Source organism: Streptomyces sp. CB01580, assembly GCF_001905795.1.
GTDB lineage: Bacteria > Actinomycetota > Actinomycetes > Streptomycetales > Streptomycetaceae > Streptomyces.
The window spans coordinates 212183-229886 of record NZ_LIXJ01000011.1; the positions used below are offsets into that span (position 1 = coordinate 212183).

The 17704-nt window shown below is 69.1% G+C and carries 19 protein-coding genes and 2 pseudogenes; 14 read left to right on the plus strand and 7 right to left on the minus strand.

Going from position 1 to position 17704, the window contains the following annotated elements:
* Positions 1-18: 18 nt before the first annotated feature.
* A complete protein-coding gene (locus AMK22_RS18420) occupies positions 19-954 on the plus strand; it encodes an alpha/beta hydrolase (RefSeq protein ID WP_073786349.1) in 936 nt (311 codons plus the stop codon).
* A 366-nt stretch (positions 955-1320) separates the two neighbouring features.
* A pseudogene (locus AMK22_RS39540) lies at positions 1321-1527 on the plus strand (hypothetical protein); the annotation flags it as partial.
* A 109-nt stretch (positions 1528-1636) separates the two neighbouring features.
* Here AMK22_RS39540 and AMK22_RS18425 read toward each other — a convergent pair.
* The gene (locus AMK22_RS18425; RefSeq protein ID WP_073786351.1) at positions 1637-2980 is read right to left on the minus strand and encodes a hypothetical protein; all 1344 of its coding nucleotides are present in this window, start codon (positions 2978-2980) and stop codon (positions 1637-1639) included.
* A 321-nt stretch (positions 2981-3301) separates the two neighbouring features.
* Here AMK22_RS18425 and AMK22_RS18430 point away from each other — a divergent pair, with 321 nt between their 5' ends.
* The 9 genes and pseudogenes from AMK22_RS18430 to AMK22_RS18470 all read left to right on the plus strand — a co-directional run bounded on the left by AMK22_RS18430 (position 3302) and on the right by AMK22_RS18470 (position 10337).
* Positions 3302-3751 carry an SDR family NAD(P)-dependent oxidoreductase gene (locus tag AMK22_RS18430; protein ID WP_073786353.1) on the plus strand — a complete coding sequence of 150 codons (450 nt, stop codon included), beginning with the start codon at positions 3302-3304 and terminating at the stop codon, positions 3749-3751.
* 30 nt (positions 3752-3781) lie between these two features.
* A pseudogene (locus tag AMK22_RS18435) lies at positions 3782-4258 on the plus strand (zinc-binding dehydrogenase); the annotation flags it as partial.
* Positions 4255-5310 (plus strand): 3-oxoacyl-ACP synthase III family protein, encoded by a 1056-nt coding sequence (locus AMK22_RS18440; protein ID WP_079186243.1) that lies wholly within the window; start codon positions 4255-4257, stop codon positions 5308-5310. The pseudogene AMK22_RS18435 and the gene AMK22_RS18440, both read left to right, overlap by 4 nt.
* Positions 5311-5362: 52 nt before the next feature.
* A complete protein-coding gene (locus tag AMK22_RS18445) occupies positions 5363-5740 on the plus strand; it encodes a lipocalin-like domain-containing protein (protein WP_073786355.1) in 378 nt (125 codons plus the stop codon).
* Positions 5719-6702, plus strand: coding sequence for an acyltransferase domain-containing protein (locus AMK22_RS18450; protein WP_079186245.1), 984 nt, complete (start codon positions 5719-5721; stop codon positions 6700-6702). The genes AMK22_RS18445 and AMK22_RS18450 overlap by 22 nt, the downstream gene beginning before the upstream one ends.
* A 260-nt stretch (positions 6703-6962) precedes the next feature.
* Positions 6963-7694 (plus strand): class I SAM-dependent methyltransferase, encoded by a 732-nt coding sequence (locus AMK22_RS18455; RefSeq protein ID WP_158072063.1) that lies wholly within the window; start codon positions 6963-6965, stop codon positions 7692-7694.
* A complete protein-coding gene (locus tag AMK22_RS18460; protein ID WP_073786360.1) occupies positions 7694-8266 on the plus strand; it encodes a pyridoxamine 5'-phosphate oxidase family protein in 573 nt (190 codons plus the stop codon). Before AMK22_RS18455 ends, AMK22_RS18460 begins: the two co-directional genes overlap by 1 nt.
* Positions 8263-9309, plus strand: coding sequence for an L-threonine 3-dehydrogenase (gene tdh, locus AMK22_RS18465; RefSeq protein WP_073786362.1), 1047 nt, complete (start codon positions 8263-8265; stop codon positions 9307-9309). Before AMK22_RS18460 ends, tdh begins: the two co-directional genes overlap by 4 nt.
* Positions 9306-10337, plus strand: coding sequence for a GNAT family N-acetyltransferase (locus AMK22_RS18470; RefSeq protein ID WP_073786364.1), 1032 nt, complete (start codon positions 9306-9308; stop codon positions 10335-10337). Before tdh ends, AMK22_RS18470 begins: the two co-directional genes overlap by 4 nt.
* 337 nt (positions 10338-10674) lie before the next feature.
* On the opposite strand, the gene AMK22_RS18475 is transcribed toward AMK22_RS18470, so the two are convergent.
* The 3 genes from AMK22_RS18475 to AMK22_RS18485 all read right to left on the minus strand — a co-directional run bounded on the left by AMK22_RS18475 (position 10675) and on the right by AMK22_RS18485 (position 12236).
* Positions 10675-11535 (minus strand): IS3 family transposase, encoded by an 861-nt coding sequence (locus tag AMK22_RS18475; protein WP_073786366.1) that lies wholly within the window; start codon positions 11533-11535, stop codon positions 10675-10677.
* A complete protein-coding gene (locus AMK22_RS18480; RefSeq protein WP_073786368.1) occupies positions 11505-11870 on the minus strand; it encodes a transposase in 366 nt (121 codons plus the stop codon). The genes AMK22_RS18475 and AMK22_RS18480 overlap by 31 nt, the downstream gene beginning before the upstream one ends.
* Before the next feature lie 144 nt (positions 11871-12014).
* Complete coding sequence (locus AMK22_RS18485; RefSeq protein ID WP_073786370.1) at positions 12015-12236, minus strand: hypothetical protein; 222 nt, start codon at positions 12234-12236, stop codon at positions 12015-12017.
* Positions 12237-12402: 166 nt separating this feature from the next.
* Here AMK22_RS18485 and AMK22_RS18490 point away from each other — a divergent pair, with 166 nt between their 5' ends.
* A complete protein-coding gene (locus AMK22_RS18490) occupies positions 12403-13020 on the plus strand; it encodes a TetR/AcrR family transcriptional regulator (RefSeq protein ID WP_073786372.1) in 618 nt (205 codons plus the stop codon).
* Positions 13021-13154: 134 nt separating this feature from the next.
* Here the strand turns inward: AMK22_RS18490 and AMK22_RS18495 are convergent, their stop codons facing one another.
* Together AMK22_RS18495 and AMK22_RS39185 are read right to left on the minus strand one after the other, a co-directional pair.
* The gene (locus AMK22_RS18495; RefSeq protein WP_073786374.1) at positions 13155-14303 is read right to left on the minus strand and encodes a DUF475 domain-containing protein; all 1149 of its coding nucleotides are present in this window, start codon (positions 14301-14303) and stop codon (positions 13155-13157) included.
* A gap of 645 nt (positions 14304-14948) precedes the next feature.
* Positions 14949-15170 carry a hypothetical protein gene (locus AMK22_RS39185; protein ID WP_143203582.1) on the minus strand — a complete coding sequence of 74 codons (222 nt, stop codon included), beginning with the start codon at positions 15168-15170 and terminating at the stop codon, positions 14949-14951.
* 879 nt (positions 15171-16049) lie between these two features.
* On the opposite strand from AMK22_RS39185, the gene AMK22_RS18500 reads away from it, so the two are divergent.
* Positions 16050-16760, plus strand: a complete 711-nt coding sequence (locus AMK22_RS18500) for a DUF4232 domain-containing protein (RefSeq protein WP_073786376.1) — start codon at positions 16050-16052, stop codon at positions 16758-16760.
* A gap of 198 nt (positions 16761-16958) precedes the next feature.
* Here the strand turns inward: AMK22_RS18500 and AMK22_RS18505 are convergent, their stop codons facing one another.
* On the minus strand, positions 16959-17153 hold the full coding sequence (locus AMK22_RS18505; protein ID WP_073786378.1) for a hypothetical protein: 195 nt from the start codon (positions 17151-17153) through the stop codon (positions 16959-16961).
* An 88-nt stretch (positions 17154-17241) separates the two neighbouring features.
* Here AMK22_RS18505 and AMK22_RS18510 point away from each other — a divergent pair, with 88 nt between their 5' ends.
* Entirely contained in the window at positions 17242-17694 is a 453-nt protein-coding gene (locus tag AMK22_RS18510) for a hypothetical protein (RefSeq protein ID WP_143203583.1), read from the plus strand.
* Positions 17695-17704: the final 10 nt, after the last annotated feature.

The following is a 17704-nucleotide window of genomic DNA, read 5'->3' on the forward strand; positions in this document are numbered from 1 at the left end:
ACCGGGCGGCGCTCGAGGTTGAAGATCAAGCTGACTCCTCCCCCCTCAGCCCGGTCTGCCCTCGCCGCCCGGCACGCCGAGGCCGGACGCCACCGCCTGGCCGCGCAGGCGTACGGCTGGGCCAAGTTCCCCTCACTGGCCGACGGCCCGAAGCGCACCGCGCTCGCCCGCCAGGTCGAGCAGTACGCCCTCGCCGCCCCCGGCTTCCCGGTGGAGTTCGAGCGCCGCACGCTGACCGTCCCGTACCACGGCGGCGAGGCCACCCTGCCGATCCATCTGATAGCCGCCCCCGGCCTGCCCGCCGACGCGCCGGTCGTGCTGGCCAGCGGCGGGGTGGACTCCTGGAAGACCGACCTGCACGGCATGTGGGAGCAGCTCGCGCTCGCGCTGCCGGCACGGTTGCTGCTGTTCGACATCGTCGGCACCGGCGAGACCGCCCACCTGCCGATGACACCGGACGGTGGGGCCGAGGTGATCGCCGGACTGGTCGCCTTCGCCCGCACGATCGGCAACGGGAAGGTCGGCCACTTCGGCATCTCGATGGGCGGTTACTGCTCTGCCCGGACCGGACTGACCGGGGCGGTGGATGCCTCTGTGGTGCTCGGTGGCCCGGTGGAGCGCTCGTTCGCTCCGGGCCGCGGCTTCGCCTTCGGCATGGACGGCATCGTCGGCAACGCTCTGGGCTTCGACGCCATGCCGAGCACGGCCGCGCGTGAGGAGGCCTTCGCGGCCTTCGGCCTGCGCCCGCTGCTGGACCAGAACGCCAATGGGCCGATGCTGGTGGTCAACGGCACCGAGGACGTCCACGTCCCACTGGACGACACCCTGGTGTTCGAGGGCCGACGGGACACCCGGGTCGAACTGATCCCGGACACCGGCCACTGCGCTATCTCACGCTTCGACGAGGCGATGGCCGTGATCGCCCCCTGGCTGAAGGACACCCTGATCGGCTGATCCGGCAATCCTGTCGCGACACGAAGTGTGACGGATTTTCAGATCTCTGGTGGTTGGGCTGCTCTGGCCTGATGTCTTGTCGTTGGGCTGGGGATTCATGGGTGGGTGCAGTGGCGAGTGGCGGCTGTATCCGGGTGCTGTGCAGGGATGCCCGGTTTGGCTGTTCGGCGTGCTGAGCTGTGGTTCCGTGGTTCTGCCGGATTGATCTCGTGTCTGTCGTGGGTGTGGTGGCACGCCCATGGGTGCCTGTAAGGGGTGACGGCCGTGTCCGGTGCTTGTTTGTGCTGGTCAGGGACGTGTGCGGGTGAGGCGGGGCAGGGCGCGGGTGAGGTGCGCGAGCGGGATCCGAGCCCGGTGCCGCCGGGCATGCCGGGCTCGCGTGGCGCCGGCAGGCCGGTGGCCAGGCCCTGGAGTACGGGCGCGGTAATGGGGCTCTTGCGGCCCCGCCGTTTCGCCGGCACCGCGCAGACCGGGACCGGGCAGCCGCTGCTGCGGATCTACTGGTTCGACGGGGCGCCGGACCGTGTGCCCCGGCCCGAGCACCGGCGCCTGCGGGTGGTGCCCCGGGGCACGGGAATGGCATACGGGTGAATATGTCCCTGGATTGGTCGAATCTGGCCGGTCCGCAGGCATGTATTTGATCATGCAGGATCCATTTGATGTCGCCGCCGTCATAGCCAATTCAGCGCAGGGGTGCAGCGCGGTCCAGGAGGGCTGCTGCAGGCCGGTGACGGTGGTGGGGCACGAGGTGTCGGCGCATCACGTCCAGGCGGCGGGAGGCACGGACGGAGCTGAGGTGGGGGTAGTTGTCTAGGAAGTGTGTCCAGTGGGTGAGGGCGGCGTCGAGGTGGCCGTGGGCGAGGAGGGTTTCGGCGAGGTGGGCGTGGGTGAGGGTGCGGGCGTGGCGTTCGGTGGGAGTGCGCAGGCGCAGTGAGGTGGTGTAGGCGCCGATCGCATGGGATCGGTCGCCGAGGGCGGCCAGGGTCTGGGCACGCTGGTAGTGCAGGGCCGCCAGCGGATAGGCGGTGAACGGACCAGGAGCGGAATCGGCCTGCTGGTGGAGGCGCTCGGCCTGGTGGAGCGCGGTCAGGGCGGTGTGCCGGTCCTCGGGCGCGGCGGTGACGGCGAGGTGGGCCTGGGTATAGGCGCGGATGATGCGCGGGGCGTCGCGGGCGGCGTCGGCGGCGCGCCCGGCGAGGTTCATCACCGCGGGGGTGTGGTGGCCCAGATCGTGGGCGTGGGTGGCCATGGCCCGCAACGTGATCGCGAAGACTGCCCGGTCACCGGCATCGGCGGCGAGGCGGGCGGCGGTGTGGTGGTAGCGCTGGGCCAGGGCGTCGGCTCCACTGTCGGCGCTCATGGTCCCGAGCAGCGTGATCAGCTGGGCGGCCCCCGTGAGCAGCTGCCGGTGTGTGTGCTCGGCGGCTGGGGCCTGCAGGTAGCCGACCACATCGTGGCCGAGATAGGCGGCCAGCGCGGTGCGGACATGGCCGGAGCCGTGGAGCTGGGCGGCCTCGGCGAAGACGCGCGCCATGGTCTGCATCTGCTCGACCTCCCCCCGCCCTGCCCGGCCTCTCGCACCGTCTGAACCTGGCGCCGGCCCGGACAACGGTTTGGCGTCGGGCGATGCCACGACGGGAATGGCCAGCATGGCCAGGCTGTACACCCCAGCGTGCAGCAGGCGGCGCCGTTCAGGGTCGAGGTGGGCGCGTGTGAGTGCAGTTAATCGGCGCAACGGGTCAGCCTCCCAGGACAGATCGAGCACTGTGCACGGGGGGCGGCTCAGGCCCGCCTCCACGGCACTCACGGGCCGCCCAAGGCGCCTGGAGAGCGCCTCCAACAGCAGCTGCGGCACCGGCGGCCGGGGCGCGGTGCCGGACAGCCAGCGCGAGACCATGGAGCGGTCGCAGGCCAGCTGGCGTCCGTGCTCGGCAGCCACCTGCCGCAAGGCCGCAGCGAGCTGGGCGCCGCTCCAGTCGGCCTCCGCAAGCAGCGTCCGCAGGCGGGTATTGGGTGTTTTCGGCACGTCTTCCCTCTCTGCCTCCGGTCAACTAGGCCACCCTTGCCCGGAATTCACAAGCGCGCAATGGTGCAGCGGTTGCAGCGCATTCACCGCCTCGACCGTCTGCCCGCCGGAACATCCGTGCGGTGTACTGGTTGTCGTCTTCAACGAAAGGCGCAACCCGCTGTGTTCGTTTTGGCCGCTACCTGCCCCGGACCCGGGTGCAGGACGGGCTGATGGCCACGGCCACCGTCGCACCCGCCCTGACTGACCCGAGCGACCCGCTGTGAACGTCGCCTGGGATCACGTGAGCAGGTACTGCACCGCAACACCACTGGAGCTGTGATGAGCGTTCTTGACGTCTTTCGGATCGGTGGAGCCCGGGCACTGGTGACTGGCGCATCCCGGGGCATCGGCCGTGCGGTCGCGCTTGTCTTGGCTGAGGCCGGTGCCGATCTGGCTCTGTCGGCACGCACCGCCGAGAATCTCAACGACACCGCCCACGATGTTGAGGCGTTCGGCCGGAGGGTCGCCGTGCTGGCCGCCGATGTCGCCGGCCCCGGGGCCGCGGACGATGTCGTGGAACGGGCGTCTGTCGCCCTGGGCGGTCTGGACATTGTGGTGCACAGTGCGGGGCTGCTGCCCCTGCACGACGATGGCACACCCGTACTGGTGCCGTTGGGGCTGAGCAGCCAGGCCGACCGGGGCCACGTGATGAGCGTCAACCCAACGCCACGGCCGGCCTGTGCCGTGCTGCCCATCCTCACCTCGCCCTCTCCACCCGGCCCAGCTTGATCCTGCAATCGTCGGTGGGCGGGCTGATCGTGGAAGCGGTTCGGCAAGCGCATCCGCGAACCCACCGGCGGCGAGGACGTCGACATCGTCTTCGAGCACCCGGGCCGCGAGACCTTCGGTGCGAGCGTGTACGTGACCCGCAAGGGCGGCACGATCGCCACCTGTGCCTCGACCTCCGGCTACACCCACGAGTACGACAACCGCTACCTGTGGATGTCCCTGAAGCGGATCGTGGGCTCGCACTTCGCCAACTACCGCGAGGCCTGGGAGGCCAACCGCCTGGTCGCCAAGGGCAAGATCCACCCCACGCTGTCGAAGGTCTACCCGCTGGAGCACACCGACCAGGCCGCCTACGACATGCACCGCAACCTCCACCAGGGCAAGGCCGGCGTCCTCGCCCTCGCCCCCGCCGAGGGCCTGGGCGTGCACGACCACGAGAAGCGCGCCCGGCACATCGACGCCATCAACCGCTACCGCCTACAGGAACAGGACGGAGATCTCTCATGACGAGCACCTTCTACCGGCCGGGCGCCGGCCCCGCCGACGGCGTTGCCGCAGAGGAAATCGGGAAGCCGGGGCCGGTACCGGTCGGCATCCGCTCTCTGGGCGCCTATGTACCGGGTGGGGTGGTCACGAACCGGACGGTCGCCGACTGGGCGTCGACGGAGCCCGAGTGGGTTGCCGTTGCGACCGGCATCATGGAGCGCCGCGTCGCCCCAGTCAGTGAGTCCACCTCCGCCATGTGCGAGCCGGCGGCCCGCGAGGCCGTGGAAGGCGCAGCCGGGCCCATCGACGCGCTGATCCTCGCCACGTCCACTGCGGACCAGGTCACCCCGGCCACCGCGACGGCCCTGCAGCGCCGTCTCGGGCTCGACGGTGACGGCATGGCCTTCGATCTCAATGCCGCCTGCGGCGGCTTCGTGTACGGTCTCGCGGTGGCGCGTGGCCTCATCAACACCCTGCCGAACGTGCAGAACGTCCTCCTCGTCGGAGCCGACCAGTACTCGAAATACATCAACCGCTCTCACCGCGCCACCGTGGCCCTGTTCGGCGACGGTGCCGGTGCCGTGACGGTTGGCCCCGTCCCCGACGGCTACGGCATCCAGGGTGTGGCGCTTGCCGCCTACAGTGAGTTCCACGACGAGGTCGGCATCATGGCCGGCGGCACCCGTGAGCCCCTCACCCCTGAGGCCCTGGAGGCGTGCCGCGACAAGCTCCACATGAACGGCAAGGTCGTGCGCCGGGTGTTCGTCGAGAAGGTCCCCGCCCTCGCCCTCCAGGCAGCCGACGAGGCCGGGTGGAAGCTCGCGGACATCGACCGGTTCGTGTTCCACCAGGGCAACCCGGTGATGCTGCGGGAAATCGCCGACGTCCTGGGCATCGACCCCGACCGGGTCGGTGTGACCGGCGACCTGTATGGCAACACCGGGTGCGGCTCCATGCCGCTGACACTGCACCACATGAATCGTGTCGCGCCGCTGCGCCGCGGCGAGAAGATCCTTTTCGCCGCGGCGGGCGCCGGCATGACGGTCGGGGCGGTCGCGCTCACCTGGTGGTGACCGGCCCATGCCCTCCCGGTCCCCCTCCACCCCAGAACAAAGGACACCGAACATGGACAAGGCCTCACAGCCGACCGCTGACCCACTTCTGCTCGCCGGCACCTGGAAACTGCTGTCTCTGACCAGCACGGAGAAGGGCGAGACCACCCACCCGCTCGGTGAGGACGCCCACGGCCAGATCATGTACACCATGGACGGCTGCCTGTCCGCCCAGATCGGCGGCTCGGGCGGATACATCGGCTACGCCGGACGGTACGAGTTCCACAACGATGTGGTCGTCCACCACACGATCGTCGGCAGCACCCCGCAGTGGGAGAACGCCGCTCTCTCCCGCACCGTCGAGTTTCGGGACGGCCTGCTGATCCTGCGCGCCGAACCGTCGAACGGTCTCCCCGCCGTCACGGTCGTATGGAAGCGGCTGGGCCGCTGATGGACGGCTTCCCGCACATACGTGACGACGCGACGGTCTACCTTGCCGCCGGGCAGGGAACCGACCCCACCGGGGCCCTGGCCGGCCTCCGCGAAGGCACGAACACCGCCCTTCCGGCCGGATCATGGGACGTGGCGGGCGAGGTCCTCGCAGAGGTCACGCAGGCGATGGCCTGCCACGGCTACCGGGCACACGCCGCACTTCGTGACGTGCTCCTGGGCCGCAGGCCGGCCGGAACGGCACCGCACGGGACGAGCATGCTGGCCCAGTTCGCCGCGTCGGTGGCCCTGTCCCGGATCCTCGCCCGGGCGGGCACCGTGCCGTCACTGATCGTGTCGCAGAGCCTCGGCGAGTGTGCCGCCCTGGTTGCGGCCGGGGCGCTCACCATCGCAGAGGGCACCCGTCTGGTGTGCGCACTGAGCGATGTCTATCGCAGGCCCGGCACCCGGGGGGCGCTCGTGCTCGTCCAGGCCGGGGAGGCGGAGACACAGGCCCTCCTGGCTCGCACGGCGCGCGATGACCTCGCCCTGGCCTGCGTGAACACCCCCCGCCAGACCGTCGTCAGTGGAACCACCGATGCCGCGGCAGCTCTGATGGCTCTCGCCGGGCCCCGCCGCAAGATGCTGCCTGTGCCCCTGCGCGCGCATGATCCCGCCCTGTGGGAATACCGCGACCTTTTCCTCAGCCTGGTCGGGGAGGTGGACCAACGACCGCTGCGCGTGCCCGTCTACTCGTCGACCCGACGCCGGTGTTACACCGAGGGCGACAAGCTCGGCGAGGCCTTGGCCGACAACTGGGTGATGCCCGCCTACTCCATCGATGCATTCATCCGGCTCGCGCCGCCCAGGGGCCGCCTGTTCATTGAACTGGGCATCGGTCGCGCTCTTGCCCACGCAGTGGGGGAAGTACTCCCCGGGGCCCACACCCTGACTCCTCTCGGCCCACCGGGTGCGGGCCGATAGGCCGGCAACGTCATTCGACGTCACGGCCGACGCCGTCATCAACGGTCGCTGCCCTGTTTCACGGGCGATCGCCCGTGAAACAGGGCCCGGCCCGGTACCTGACGGATGCCGCATACACCTCCTGTGCCTCCAGGCCCGCGCCTCCCGCATGCCGTGGCGAGACAGCGGTCGCGTGCGCGACCGAGCGGGGGCGCGGGCTCGGAGATTCCTGAAACTCCGCAAGTTCCCCGGACTCGAACCTCAACCGGAGGAGAGTGAAAGTGACCAGTCAGTTCGATCAACTAGCCCTGTTGTACGAGGAGTTCTCCCGCACATCCTTTCGCCGGCATCTGGAGATCCCTTCCGTGCTGCAAGCGGTCGGTGCACTCAAGGGCCTGCGGGTCCTGGACCTCGGGTGCGGCAGCGGGATCTACAGCAGACTGCTCGCGGAGCAAGGCGCCGACGCGGTGGTCGGGATGGACGAGGCGGACGGCATGGTCGCCCACGCCCGACAGGCCGAGGAACGGGAGCCCAAAGGAATCACCTACGTGACCGGTGCCCTGCCGGAGGACATGGTGAGCTCGTTCGACATCGTCCTCGGCGTGTACGTGCTGCCGTACGCCACCACGTACGAGGAATTGACGGCGATGTGCCGTACCGCGGCGCGGGCACTGCGACCCGGGGGCCGGTTCGTGACGCTGCCGGTGAACCCTGGCTTTCACCCGGACCCGGACTACTACGCCTCCTACGGTTTCCGCATGTACGACCAGGGCTCCAGGGACGATGGCGCGCCGCTGGGACTCGATCTGCGCTTCGGCCGCCACGACGCGCATGTCGTGGCGCGGCTGTGGAGCACGGCCGCGCTGCGCCGGACACTGACCGAGTGCGGGTTCGGCGCCCCCGCCCAGCCCTCCCACCTGGTGACCGATGACGCCCCGGCGGGCTTCGGCGCGGACTATCTACGGGTGCCGCACGCGCTGATCCTCGACGCGGTCAAGGAAGAGGAACTGTGATGGCCCCGTCGCGGCCCGCGGCCGACCGGACGCAGCGGCTGGTCGCGCGCAGCAACCTCCTGATCGAGCAGGCCCGTTTCATGACCCTGGCCACGGTGGGCCCGGACGGCGCCTGGGCGTCGACGGTGAACTTCGTGCCACTGCGCGGTCCGCTGCGCCTGCTGTGGTACTCCCTGCGGGCCGCGCGGCACTCGGTCGACATCGAGGCCGACGGGCGGCTGTCCGCGTCGTTGTTCATGACCGGAATCGACAATGAACTGGGCCTGGACGGAGCCCAGTTCACCGGTACGGCGCGGGCGGTCGGCGCCGATGAACTCACCGCCCTGAGCCAGTGGTACTACGAGCGGAACTTCGCCGACCCGCAGGTGCGCGAGCAATGGCGTCTGGACAGGGCGGAGTTCGAGGGCCGTGGGCCTCGACGGTTCTACGTCGTCGACGTCGACGCATGGTGGCTGTTCGACCTCGAAGGCTGGCTGGAGGACAAGAACGACCGGCGGATCGCCGTGCCTCTGGACCGTCTCCACGCCCCGCTCCCCGGCGAGGCTGCCGCCGAGGATGTGGATCGGCTGTGAAGGCGCTGGTCAAGACCACGGCGGCCGCCGGCCTGAGCTATGTGGACATACCGGAGCCGTCGATGGGCCGTGAGGACGTCCGCATCCGGGTCCTGCGCACGGGGATCTGCGGCACCGATGTGCACATTCACCGCTGGGACGGCTGGGCGCAGCGCACCCTGACCCTGCCGCGCGTGGTCGGGCACGAGTTCGTCGGGGAGATCGTGGAGGTGGGGGCGGGCGTCGGCGCGCTGCGGCCGGGGCAGCTCGTCGGGGCCGAGGCCCACCTGACCTGTGAACGCTGCGCCCACTGCCGGGCCGGGGCGAGGCATCTGTGCACTGGGACGCAGGGGCTCGGTGTTCAACGCGACGGCGTGTTCGCCGAGTTCATCACGCTGCCGGCCCGGAGCATCTGGGTCCACGCCCCCGGCATCTCCCTGGACGTGGCCGCGATCTTCGATCCGTTCGGCAACGCGGTGCACGCCGCGGACACCTTCGACCTGGGCGGCCGCACCGTTCTGATCACCGGCGCCGGGCCGATCGGCGCGCTGACCGCCGCGGTGGCTGTCCACCGCGGTGCCCGGTTGGTGGCGGTCACCGACGTCAACCCTTTCCGGCTGAAGCTGGCCCAGACACTCGGTGCCCATCACGCCGTCGAGGCCGCCCCCGGAGCTGTCTCCCGCCTGCTCGCCGACCTCGGCATGGACACTGGCTTCGATGTCGCCTTCGAGATGTCCGGAAACCCCCAAGCCCTGCACGAAACCCTGTCCCACGTGGACCGGGGCGGCCATGTCGGATTGTTGGGTCTGCCGCCGGAACCGGTGCCGGCCGACTGGGCCGATCTCTCCCTGCGCATGATCACCGTCCACGGCATCAGCGGACGGCGGGTTTTCGACACCTGGCACAGCATGCGCGAGCTCCTGCGAGACGGGCTCGACCCCCAGCCCTTGATCACACACCGCTTCCCCGCCGACGAGCACGACGAGGCATTCGCCGCGGCCGCCGAGGGCAGCGCCGGCAAGGTCGTACTCACCTGGTCCGAGCCGACAGGAGCCACGGCATGACCCGAACCCCGACCGACCGCCTCACCGTCACGGTCCACACCTCGATCGAGGACTGCGGCGCGGAATGGGACACCCTCATGAACGCCGCCGACGCACCTGTCTTCTACCGGCGCCCCTTCCTGCGCGCATTCGAAGAGCACCCCCTGCACCCGGTGCAACAGACTGCCTACCTGCTGGTGCGGGACCACACCGGACTGGCGGTCGCAGGACTCCCCGCCTATCTGCAACAACGTGTCGACCCCATGCGCGTCCTCGCCGACCACCTGCCGCAGACCGTCGACATGCCAGTCGTCTTCAGCCACGTCTGGCACTGCTTCGACACCGTCCTGCCCCTCCACCTCCATGCCGGCGACACCGCCGCCCACACGCTCTTGAGCGCCCTGCGCCGACAAGCCACCGCCTGGGACGCGGCCCTGATCGGCCTGGCCAACATCGACACCGCCCACCCGCACACGAAGATCCTGGCCCAAGCGGGCCTGCACCCCGTTGAGATCGACACCGGCTGGGGCCTCGACCTGCGAGCAGTACCCGACTTCGACACCTACCTCAACGGCCTCGGCAAGGCCCCCCGCCGCAACATGCGCCACGACCTGCGCAAAGCGCAGGACGCAGGACTGACCACCTCGTTCCACCCGCCCCACGAAGCCGACCTGGACGGCTTCGTCCGCCTCGCCCGCGCCACCGCCGCCAAGCACCACAATTCCGACTACTACCGGCCCGGCCTCTTCCAGGATTTCGTTCGTGCGCTTGGCAACGACGTACGCGTCCTCGAACTGCGCATCAACGGCCACCTGGTGGGCTCCGCGCTCGCCCTCGTCGACCCCACCCGGCTGCACTTCTGGGCGTGCGGCATCGACTACGACGCCTGCCCCGGATTCAGCCCCTTCTACATCGCCTTCGCCGAACTGCTACGTGAAGCCATGGCCAACCGCCGCCCCTGGTTCGAAGGCGGCCGGCGCAATCCCGTCTTCAAACGCCGCTACGGCCTGCCCCCCCGCACCCTCACCGCCTGGACTACACCGATCTGAACCTCCGCCTTCATGAGCGTGCTCGTCCATGGCGGCTGGTCGGCGATGTCTGCACCGGGATCCAGTTGGTGCCGACGACGGACCTGATGGCCCAGGGGAAGTGACCGCTGTGGCGATCGCCGACATCGAGGCAGCCCGGGCCACCGCTCGCGGCCGGCCTGGGGTCTGCCCCGCCACCCCGTCGTCAGGTTTTATGTGTCACCGAGGCGGCTCGGACCAGGGTGCGTTCTGTTCCGCTGCTGACTTCGCATGCTGTTCTGGTGCTTCTCTACGGGACTGAGGTTCCCCCGCTGCGCGGGAGTGGCTGACTATCTGCTCAGGGCGGGTTGACGTGGTTTCAGGTCACTTGTTCGGTCGCTGCCTGGTCGGCGTAGTGCTTCTCCTCGAACTCGATCGGGCTGAGGTAGCCCAGCCGCTTCTGGATGCGGCGGGTGTTATAAAAGCCGTCGGTGTACTCGAAGAGCGCGAGGTTCGCTTCGGCCCTGGTGGCGAAGACACGGCCGCGGATGCACTCGGTCTTGATGACCATCCACAGGTTCTCCGCCAGGGCATTGTCGAACGAGTCGCCGATCGAGCCCATGGACGCCTGGATACCGGCCCTGACCAGGCGTGTTGTGAGCTTCACGGACGTGTATTGACAGCCGTGGTCGGCGTGGTGGATGAGCTCACCGGGGGCGACTTCGCGGCTGGTCAGGGCATACTCCAGCGAGGTGAGGACCAGGTTGGCGTCCGCGCGGGCGGAGGTCTCCCAGGCGACCACCCGGCGGGAGAACGCGTCGCGGATCGCGGACAGCCACAACGGGCCCTCCAGCGTCGTGACCAGGGTCAGGTCGGTAACCCACAGCCGGTTCGGCTCAGTCACGGTGAAGTCGCGTTGCACCAGGTCGGGGGCCAGATCGGCGTCCGGGGCACGTCGGGTGAAGCCCGTGCCCCGGCGGGGGCTGATCCCGGCCAGGCCGGCCTGGCGCATGAGCCGCTCGACGCGCTTGCGGCCGACGTGGACGCCTTCGCGCTTGAGGACGGCGTGCACTCGGGGTGAGCCGTAGATCCCGCCGGACTCGTCGTGGACCTGCCGGATCATGCCCGTCAGCTCGGCGTCCCGGCGGCGGCGCTCGCACGGTTCCTTCTCGGCCTGGCGCCAGCGGTAGTAGGTGGAGGAGGGGATGTTCAGTTTCCGCAGGACGCACTCGACTCCCAGGCGTGGGTGCTCGTCAAGGAGCCCCGTCGCCTGGGTCGGGTCGGGTCGAGTTGCGCCGCGAGAAAAGCCGAGGCCGTCCGCAGGACCTCATTCGCACGCTTGAGCTGGGCGTTCTCCTTGCGCAGCGCGGCGAGCTCGGCGCGCTCGTCGGTGGTCAGCCGGTCGTCACGCTCGCCGGCGTCGGCCTCGGCCCGGCGGATCCAGTTGCGCAGGGCCTCATGGTGCACGCCGAGTTCCTCGGCCATACGGCGGATCACGGGCTTCGGCTCGGCGGTCCGGTACATCCGTACCGCACGCTCACGCAACTCCAGCGGGTACTTCCTCGGCGCAGGCATCGTCTGGGCTCCTCTCATGAAACCGATCTGACCCGCTGTCACCCATCCCCGCATCTCGGGGGAACCTCACAGGCAGATCGAAACCCTCCTGACCGCAGCGAAGCACGCAACCGTGCTTACTGCTTGACCTCTCCAGGTGAGCCGTCAGCTGCGACGGCTGACTGCCTTCGCGGCGCCGCGGGCCCAGCTTGCAACAACTGCGCCTGTCGCGGCAGCGAGAACGTAGACAGTGATGCTGGCTGCGAATCCGCCCGGTAACCAGCTGAGCAGGCCGGCATTGTCGTGGTCGATGAGCTGGCGGATTGCTCCCTGCGCCCCGAGGACGAGAAGAACTACACCGAGGCCCTGAAAGATGTCGTACTTCATGTGATGCCTTCCTGGATCTTCAGAATGCCACTGTCGGGCAGAAGCGCCGTGTCAGGGGCGGTTTCCGCGCCTCTGTGGCCGGGACGGTTACAGTGCACTTGCACTGTAATGCGATAGGCAGCCGGTTGCAATGCAATTGCATGGTAAACGGTGGGGAAGGATGCGGGTGCCGAAGATCGTGGATCACGAGCAGCGCAGGAGGCGCCTGGTTGAGGCGGTCTGGGCGCTGGCGGTTCGGGGTGGCATTGAGCAGGTGACACTGCGCAAGGTGGCCGACGAAGCGGGCGTCTCCATGGGGCAGGTGCAGCACTACTATTCCTCGATGCAGGCCCTGATCCGCGACGCGCTCGATCGGGCCGTCCGAGCCGTGAACGCAAACATCGAGAACGCGGTCAGTGCAGCTGGTGCAACGAGTCCGGGAGCCGTCCTCCGTGCATGCCTCCATGCCTTGATCAGTCCGGACGAGGCCAGCGTGCGGCTCATGCGGTTCTCCCTGGCGGCGGCCGGGCGAGCTGTTTCCGACCCGACGATGGCCAAGGTCCTTGCTCCGGGCGACGACGAACTGCTCTCCTTCACCGCCGGGCTTATCACTGCGGCCCGGCAGGAGCGAGGCAGCGAGCCTTGCGGCGACGCGCGCATTGAAGCCGACATCTGTTGGTCACTTGCCATGAGTCTCGGAGTGGACGTCGCCCTTGGGTATCGCACACCGGATGCCGCCGAACGCATGCTCGGCTACCACATCGACCAGATCCTGGGACCGGACCAGCACGAGGCAACGGTCTGAGGAAGCATGCTCGACCGTTTGATGGTCCTCTACAACCCGGCGAAGAGGTGGGTGTGGTGGTCGGCCACCGGTGGGGTTTCGCGGAGAACACCGTCCGCCGGGCGGCGGCCTGCGGCTCGCGCTGGCGGCCCGGCTCAGACGCCGGAGGAGACCTCAACCTTCTCGTTGGACCCCGTGCGCCTTCCCTCGGCCGCCGCTAGCCTGCGGTTGCGCTGGACCGAGGAGAAGAAGGACCAGGCGATCAGGACGACGCCGACGAGGCCCGTGATGACCTCGTGGATCTCGTACTGGATGGTGACGAGCAGGATCACGGCGAGGGCGCCGATCGCGTAGTGCGCGCCGTGCTCCAGGTAGACGTAGTCGTCGAGGGTGCCCTGGCGGACCAGGTAGACCGTGAGCGAGCGGACGTACATCGCGCCGATGCCGAGGCCGAGCGCCATCAGGACGATGTCGTTGGTGATCGCGAAGGCGTCGATGACGCCGTCAAAGGAGAAGGATGCGTCCAGGACCTCCAGATAGAGGAACATAAAGAACGCGGCCTTGCCGGCCGTCACGACCGCCGGGACCTTCTTGCCGTTCCTCTTGGCCTCTTCCTCGGCCTCGTGCTCGCGCTCCTCCTCTTCCTCGAGCTTGTTTTCGAAGTAGCCGGAGAGGCCGCCGACGATCAGGTAGGTGATCAAGCCCGCGATGCCGGCGATCAGGACGGTCTCCGCCTTTTCCGCATGGATGCCGCCGTGCTGGTGGGCATTGGCGGCGAAGGTCATCGCGGAGACGAGCAGCACGATGAGCGCGATGCAGACGGAGAGCATGTCGACCTTGCCGAGCTTGGCGAGCGGACGCTCCAGCCAGCCCAGCCACTTGATCTCCCGGTCCTCGAAGATGAAGTCGAGGAAGATCATCAACAGAAACATGCCACCGAAGGCGGCGATCGACGGGTGGGCGTCGGTCACCAGCTGCTGGTACTTGTCCTTGTCGTCGAGCGCGAGCTGTACCGCTTCGATCGGACCGATCTTGGCACTGATGGCGACGATCACGACCGGGAAGACCAGGCGCATGCCGAAGACCGCGATCAGGACGCCGATGGTGAGGAAGATCTTCTGCCAGAAGGCATTCATCTTCTTCAGGATCCCGGCGTTGACCACGGCGTTGTCGAAGGACACCGAGATCTCGAGGATGGACAGGATCGCCACGATCCCGAAGCCGGTCCACCCCCCGTAGAACACCGCCGCGACCAGGCCGAGCGCGGTGACCGCGAACGACCAGCCGAACGTTTTCAGAAGCACTGGCTACCCAATCGTTTTGTACGGGGCTCCCCCGCGCCGTACCTGGCTCTACGAAATATTGACCCCGGAGTCTAGAGCGATGCCTTGCAGCCCTGACACATGTTCCGGGCCAACGGCGCGAAACTTGTGCCGGGGCCGGGAACCGCGCCACCGCCGGCACGACCACAGGGCTTTCGCCTCCATCCCGTAGCAGACCGCTACACGGTTGATCAGAGACGACATCGTCTCCCCGGCAAGAGGAGCGACACGGATGGTGTTCGTGATCTGCCCGAGCGCGTGGCCCGGAGCGGCGGTTCGGCGCGCCTCAAATCCCGCACACCCCCTGTTCCGGCCCTGGAGCCGGGGTTCGGGGCGTTCGCCGGGTGGGCCGCGCCGGGCGCCCGGTTGCCGACTCCCTTCAACATCAACAGCGGGGGGATCCGCGGCCTGAGAACTGCCCTGTACGCGCTCTCTGAGCGCCTGTCAGCCGCCGCGGGGCACCCCCAGCCCGGGGCGGCTGCCGTTCGCGGCCCAGAGGGGCGTATCTCGAAGGGTGCGGGTTGGCCTGTTGCTGATGCGTCTGATCCGTCACGGCCGACGGATCAGCGGCAGGTCACAACAGCGGGGGGAGGGTGAGGCGCCGCGGGGGGCCGATGACCGGAGCGGTCAGCCGCGCCCGGGTGCGATGCCGGGGTCGGTGGAGCCGGTCCCGAGCGGGCGGCGGCGACCGCCCGGGACGGGCGGTGGGGGAGTGGGGGCGGGTTCAGCGGTCCAGTCGCCTACGGCCGCGCGTTCGGCGGCGGTCAGGGTCCGTGGGTCGCGGGCGGGCGGCTCGGGAACGGGGCGGTCGGTGCCGGGCCCGAGCGCCCGGCGGCGTACAGCACTCACCGCCCCAGTCTCACCCCACTCGAACGCTCCGAGAAGCACCCGCTCCTACGGAACGCTCATAACTACGGATTAGGTTGAGCGTTCTCACCGAACGTTGAGTAGGTGTTCTTGAACCCTGGCCAGGTTCGTGCGGCGTCATTACCGCAGGCCGCCAGGGCCGGCCCGGCCCCGCGAAAACGCGGCTGCCCGCGGGCCGACAGGTTGGCGGGCAGCCGCGTTTTCGCGGGGTGTCGCGGGGGTCGCGTACGCGGTGGACCGCTGGCGAACTGCTTTACGGACGGGGCGAGGGCGCCTGGTGGCCTTCCCTGTGCCGCAGTAGCCGGGGGCGCTGCGCCGCTGTCGGGCGCGGGGTGAACACNGTCTCACCCCACTCGAACGCTCCGAGAAGCACCCGCTCCTACGGAACGCTCATAACTACGGATTAGGTTGAGCGTTCTCACCGAACGTTGAGTAGGTGTTCTTGAACCCTGGCCAGGTTCGTGCGGCGTCATTACCGCAGGCCGCCAGGGCCGGCCCGGCCCCGCGAAAACGCGGCTGCCCGCGGGCCGACAGGTTGGCGGGCAGCCGCGTTTTCGCGGGGTGTCGCGGGGGTCGCGTACGCGGTGGACCGCTGGCGAACTGCTTTACGGACGGGGCGAGGGCGCCTGGTGGCCTTCCCTGTGCCGCAGTAGCCGGGGGCGCTGCGCCGCTGTCGGGCGCGGGGTGAACACCGGCGTGCGTGCGCCCAGTTGCCTTGTTACCGAATGCGGACAGACCTGAGTGAACGATGCCTGCCCGGGCGTCATCTCGTGGGGTGCAGCACAACAGCCGATGTGGCCGGTCGCCCTGCGGGAACAGGGGAGGTGCCGCGTCCTGACAGACCATGGGGGAGCTTTCATCATGACCACGCACCGTGTCCGCCGTACTGCCCGTTCCGCTGCCCTGGCCGCCGTCACCGCCGCGCTGGCGCTGGGCCTCACCGCCTGCGGCGGCGCCGACGAGGGCTCGAAGGCGGCGGGCGGCGACCACACCGCTGGTACCGCGCAGAGCCGGTCCGCGTCCGACGGGGACGGCAAGGCCGGCGCGGAGCAGGCCAACAGCGGTGGTGACCCCGAGGAGGGGGCGCGCTCGGCGACCACCTCGGGCGGGACGGAGAAGGTCGCGAGCATGGGCACAACGGGCGGCGTCCAGCAGTGCCGCGGAGACGAGATGCTGGTCACCGCAGTACACCGGTTCGCCGGTCAGCAGGGCGATCACCTGCTGGTCACCGCGTCGAACGAGGGCAGCAAGCCATGCTGGGTCACCTCGTACCCGGCCGTGAAGCTCGGCGGGGACGTCGACGGCGCCGCACTGCCGCACTCGAAGAAGGACAACCCGGGCGGCGACAAGCACATCACGCTCCGGCCCGGAGACAAGGCATACAGCGCGGTGAACCTCTTCGACTACGGCTCGAAGAACCACACGGCGCAGTCGTTCGCCATCGCGCTGCGCGGCGCGGACGGTCGCAATGGTCCCTTCTACTCCGTCGACACCAAGGGCGAGAAGCCGCAGTTCAGCTGGAACGAGGCCGACGTTCTGAACTGGAGCACCAAGAAGCCGTACGACTTCTGACGGCCCGTCGACCAGTGAAGCATCGCCGCCTTCCAGCACGTCTACGGTCAGCAACTCGCAAGGCTCCCGGGCGACCAGCGACTCGGCGAGATCACCGGAGACCGCCCCGGTCGGGTGCCGGAGATCAGTAATGGTCTCCGGCACCCGGCCACACCGGGACCAGTGGCCCGGGGCTCGCCGGCGTATCGCGGGGGGTCGTCACGCGCGGGACGTCGTGCCTGACGCCGAGCGGGAGGCCGGTACCACCGCTTCGGGTTGCGCGCCCGTGAGCGCCTGGTCGACGAACCCCCGCACGAGCGCCGACACCTCGGCAACCGTGAGGTCCTTCGCCCACGTCTCCTCGTGCCACCAGCAGCACAGCTCGAAGCGGTACGTGCCGTGGGTGAGTTCCACGTGCTCGACCCACGGCTCCCGCCTGCAGCGGCGGGTACGGATGAGGGGCGCTCGGTTGCTTCCACGTTTTCGGGGGTGTGCGATATGCGTGGCTGTTCCTCTGCTACTGCTCGTGGCCCTGTTCGTGATGCAGGGGTGCGGGGGGAAGAGCCCGGAGCTTCGCTCCGAGAAGGTCCTCGGTGCCTGGAAAGGCTCAGGCGGCGGGCGGATCGGGTTCCGGGAGGACGGCACGTTCGACATGTCGGGCATCCCGCGGAGCGTCGTCGAGTTCAGCTTCTCCACTCCCCCTCCCGGGAAGGGCAGCTTTTCCGGGAGGGGTGGGTGGGACCTGGAGGGGCAGCGGGACCCGATCAGCGGCGTCGAGCTCCGCTTCGTCGAGGGCGGCTCGTTCGCCGATGACGTCGGATTCGCCCTGCTTCGGCCCGTCCGGAGCAGGGACGAGCCGGAGATGTATTTCGATGTGAACCCCGACACGGAGGACGGCTACCGGGTCCGCCGTGAACCGTCCGCCCGGAGCGGCCGCAGTTCCATGCCCTGCTGAGTGGACGGCA

What these genes read in the sequence shown, in the direction of transcription:
- AMK22_RS18430 (WP_073786353.1), top strand. Translation starts at nt 3,302, where the DNA reads ATGAGCGTTCTTGACGTCTTTCGGATCGGTGGAGCCCGGGCACTGGTG.
- AMK22_RS18440 (WP_079186243.1), top strand. Translation starts at nt 4,255, where the DNA reads ATGACGAGCACCTTCTACCGGCCGGGCGCCGGCCCCGCCGACGGCGTT.
- AMK22_RS18445 (WP_073786355.1), top strand. Translation starts at nt 5,363, where the DNA reads ATGGACAAGGCCTCACAGCCGACCGCTGACCCACTTCTGCTCGCCGGC.
- AMK22_RS18450 (WP_079186245.1), top strand. Translation starts at nt 5,719, where the DNA reads ATGGAAGCGGCTGGGCCGCTGATGGACGGCTTCCCGCACATACGTGAC.
- AMK22_RS18460 (WP_073786360.1), top strand. Translation starts at nt 7,694, where the DNA reads ATGGCCCCGTCGCGGCCCGCGGCCGACCGGACGCAGCGGCTGGTCGCG.
- AMK22_RS18470 (WP_073786364.1), top strand. Translation starts at nt 9,306, where the DNA reads ATGACCCGAACCCCGACCGACCGCCTCACCGTCACGGTCCACACCTCG.
- AMK22_RS18480 (WP_073786368.1), bottom strand. Translation starts at nt 11,870, where the DNA reads ATGCCTGCGCCGAGGAAGTACCCGCTGGAGTTGCGTGAGCGTGCGGTA.
- AMK22_RS18485 (WP_073786370.1), bottom strand. Translation starts at nt 12,236, where the DNA reads ATGAAGTACGACATCTTTCAGGGCCTCGGTGTAGTTCTTCTCGTCCTC.
- AMK22_RS18500 (WP_073786376.1), top strand. Translation starts at nt 16,050, where the DNA reads ATGACCACGCACCGTGTCCGCCGTACTGCCCGTTCCGCTGCCCTGGCC.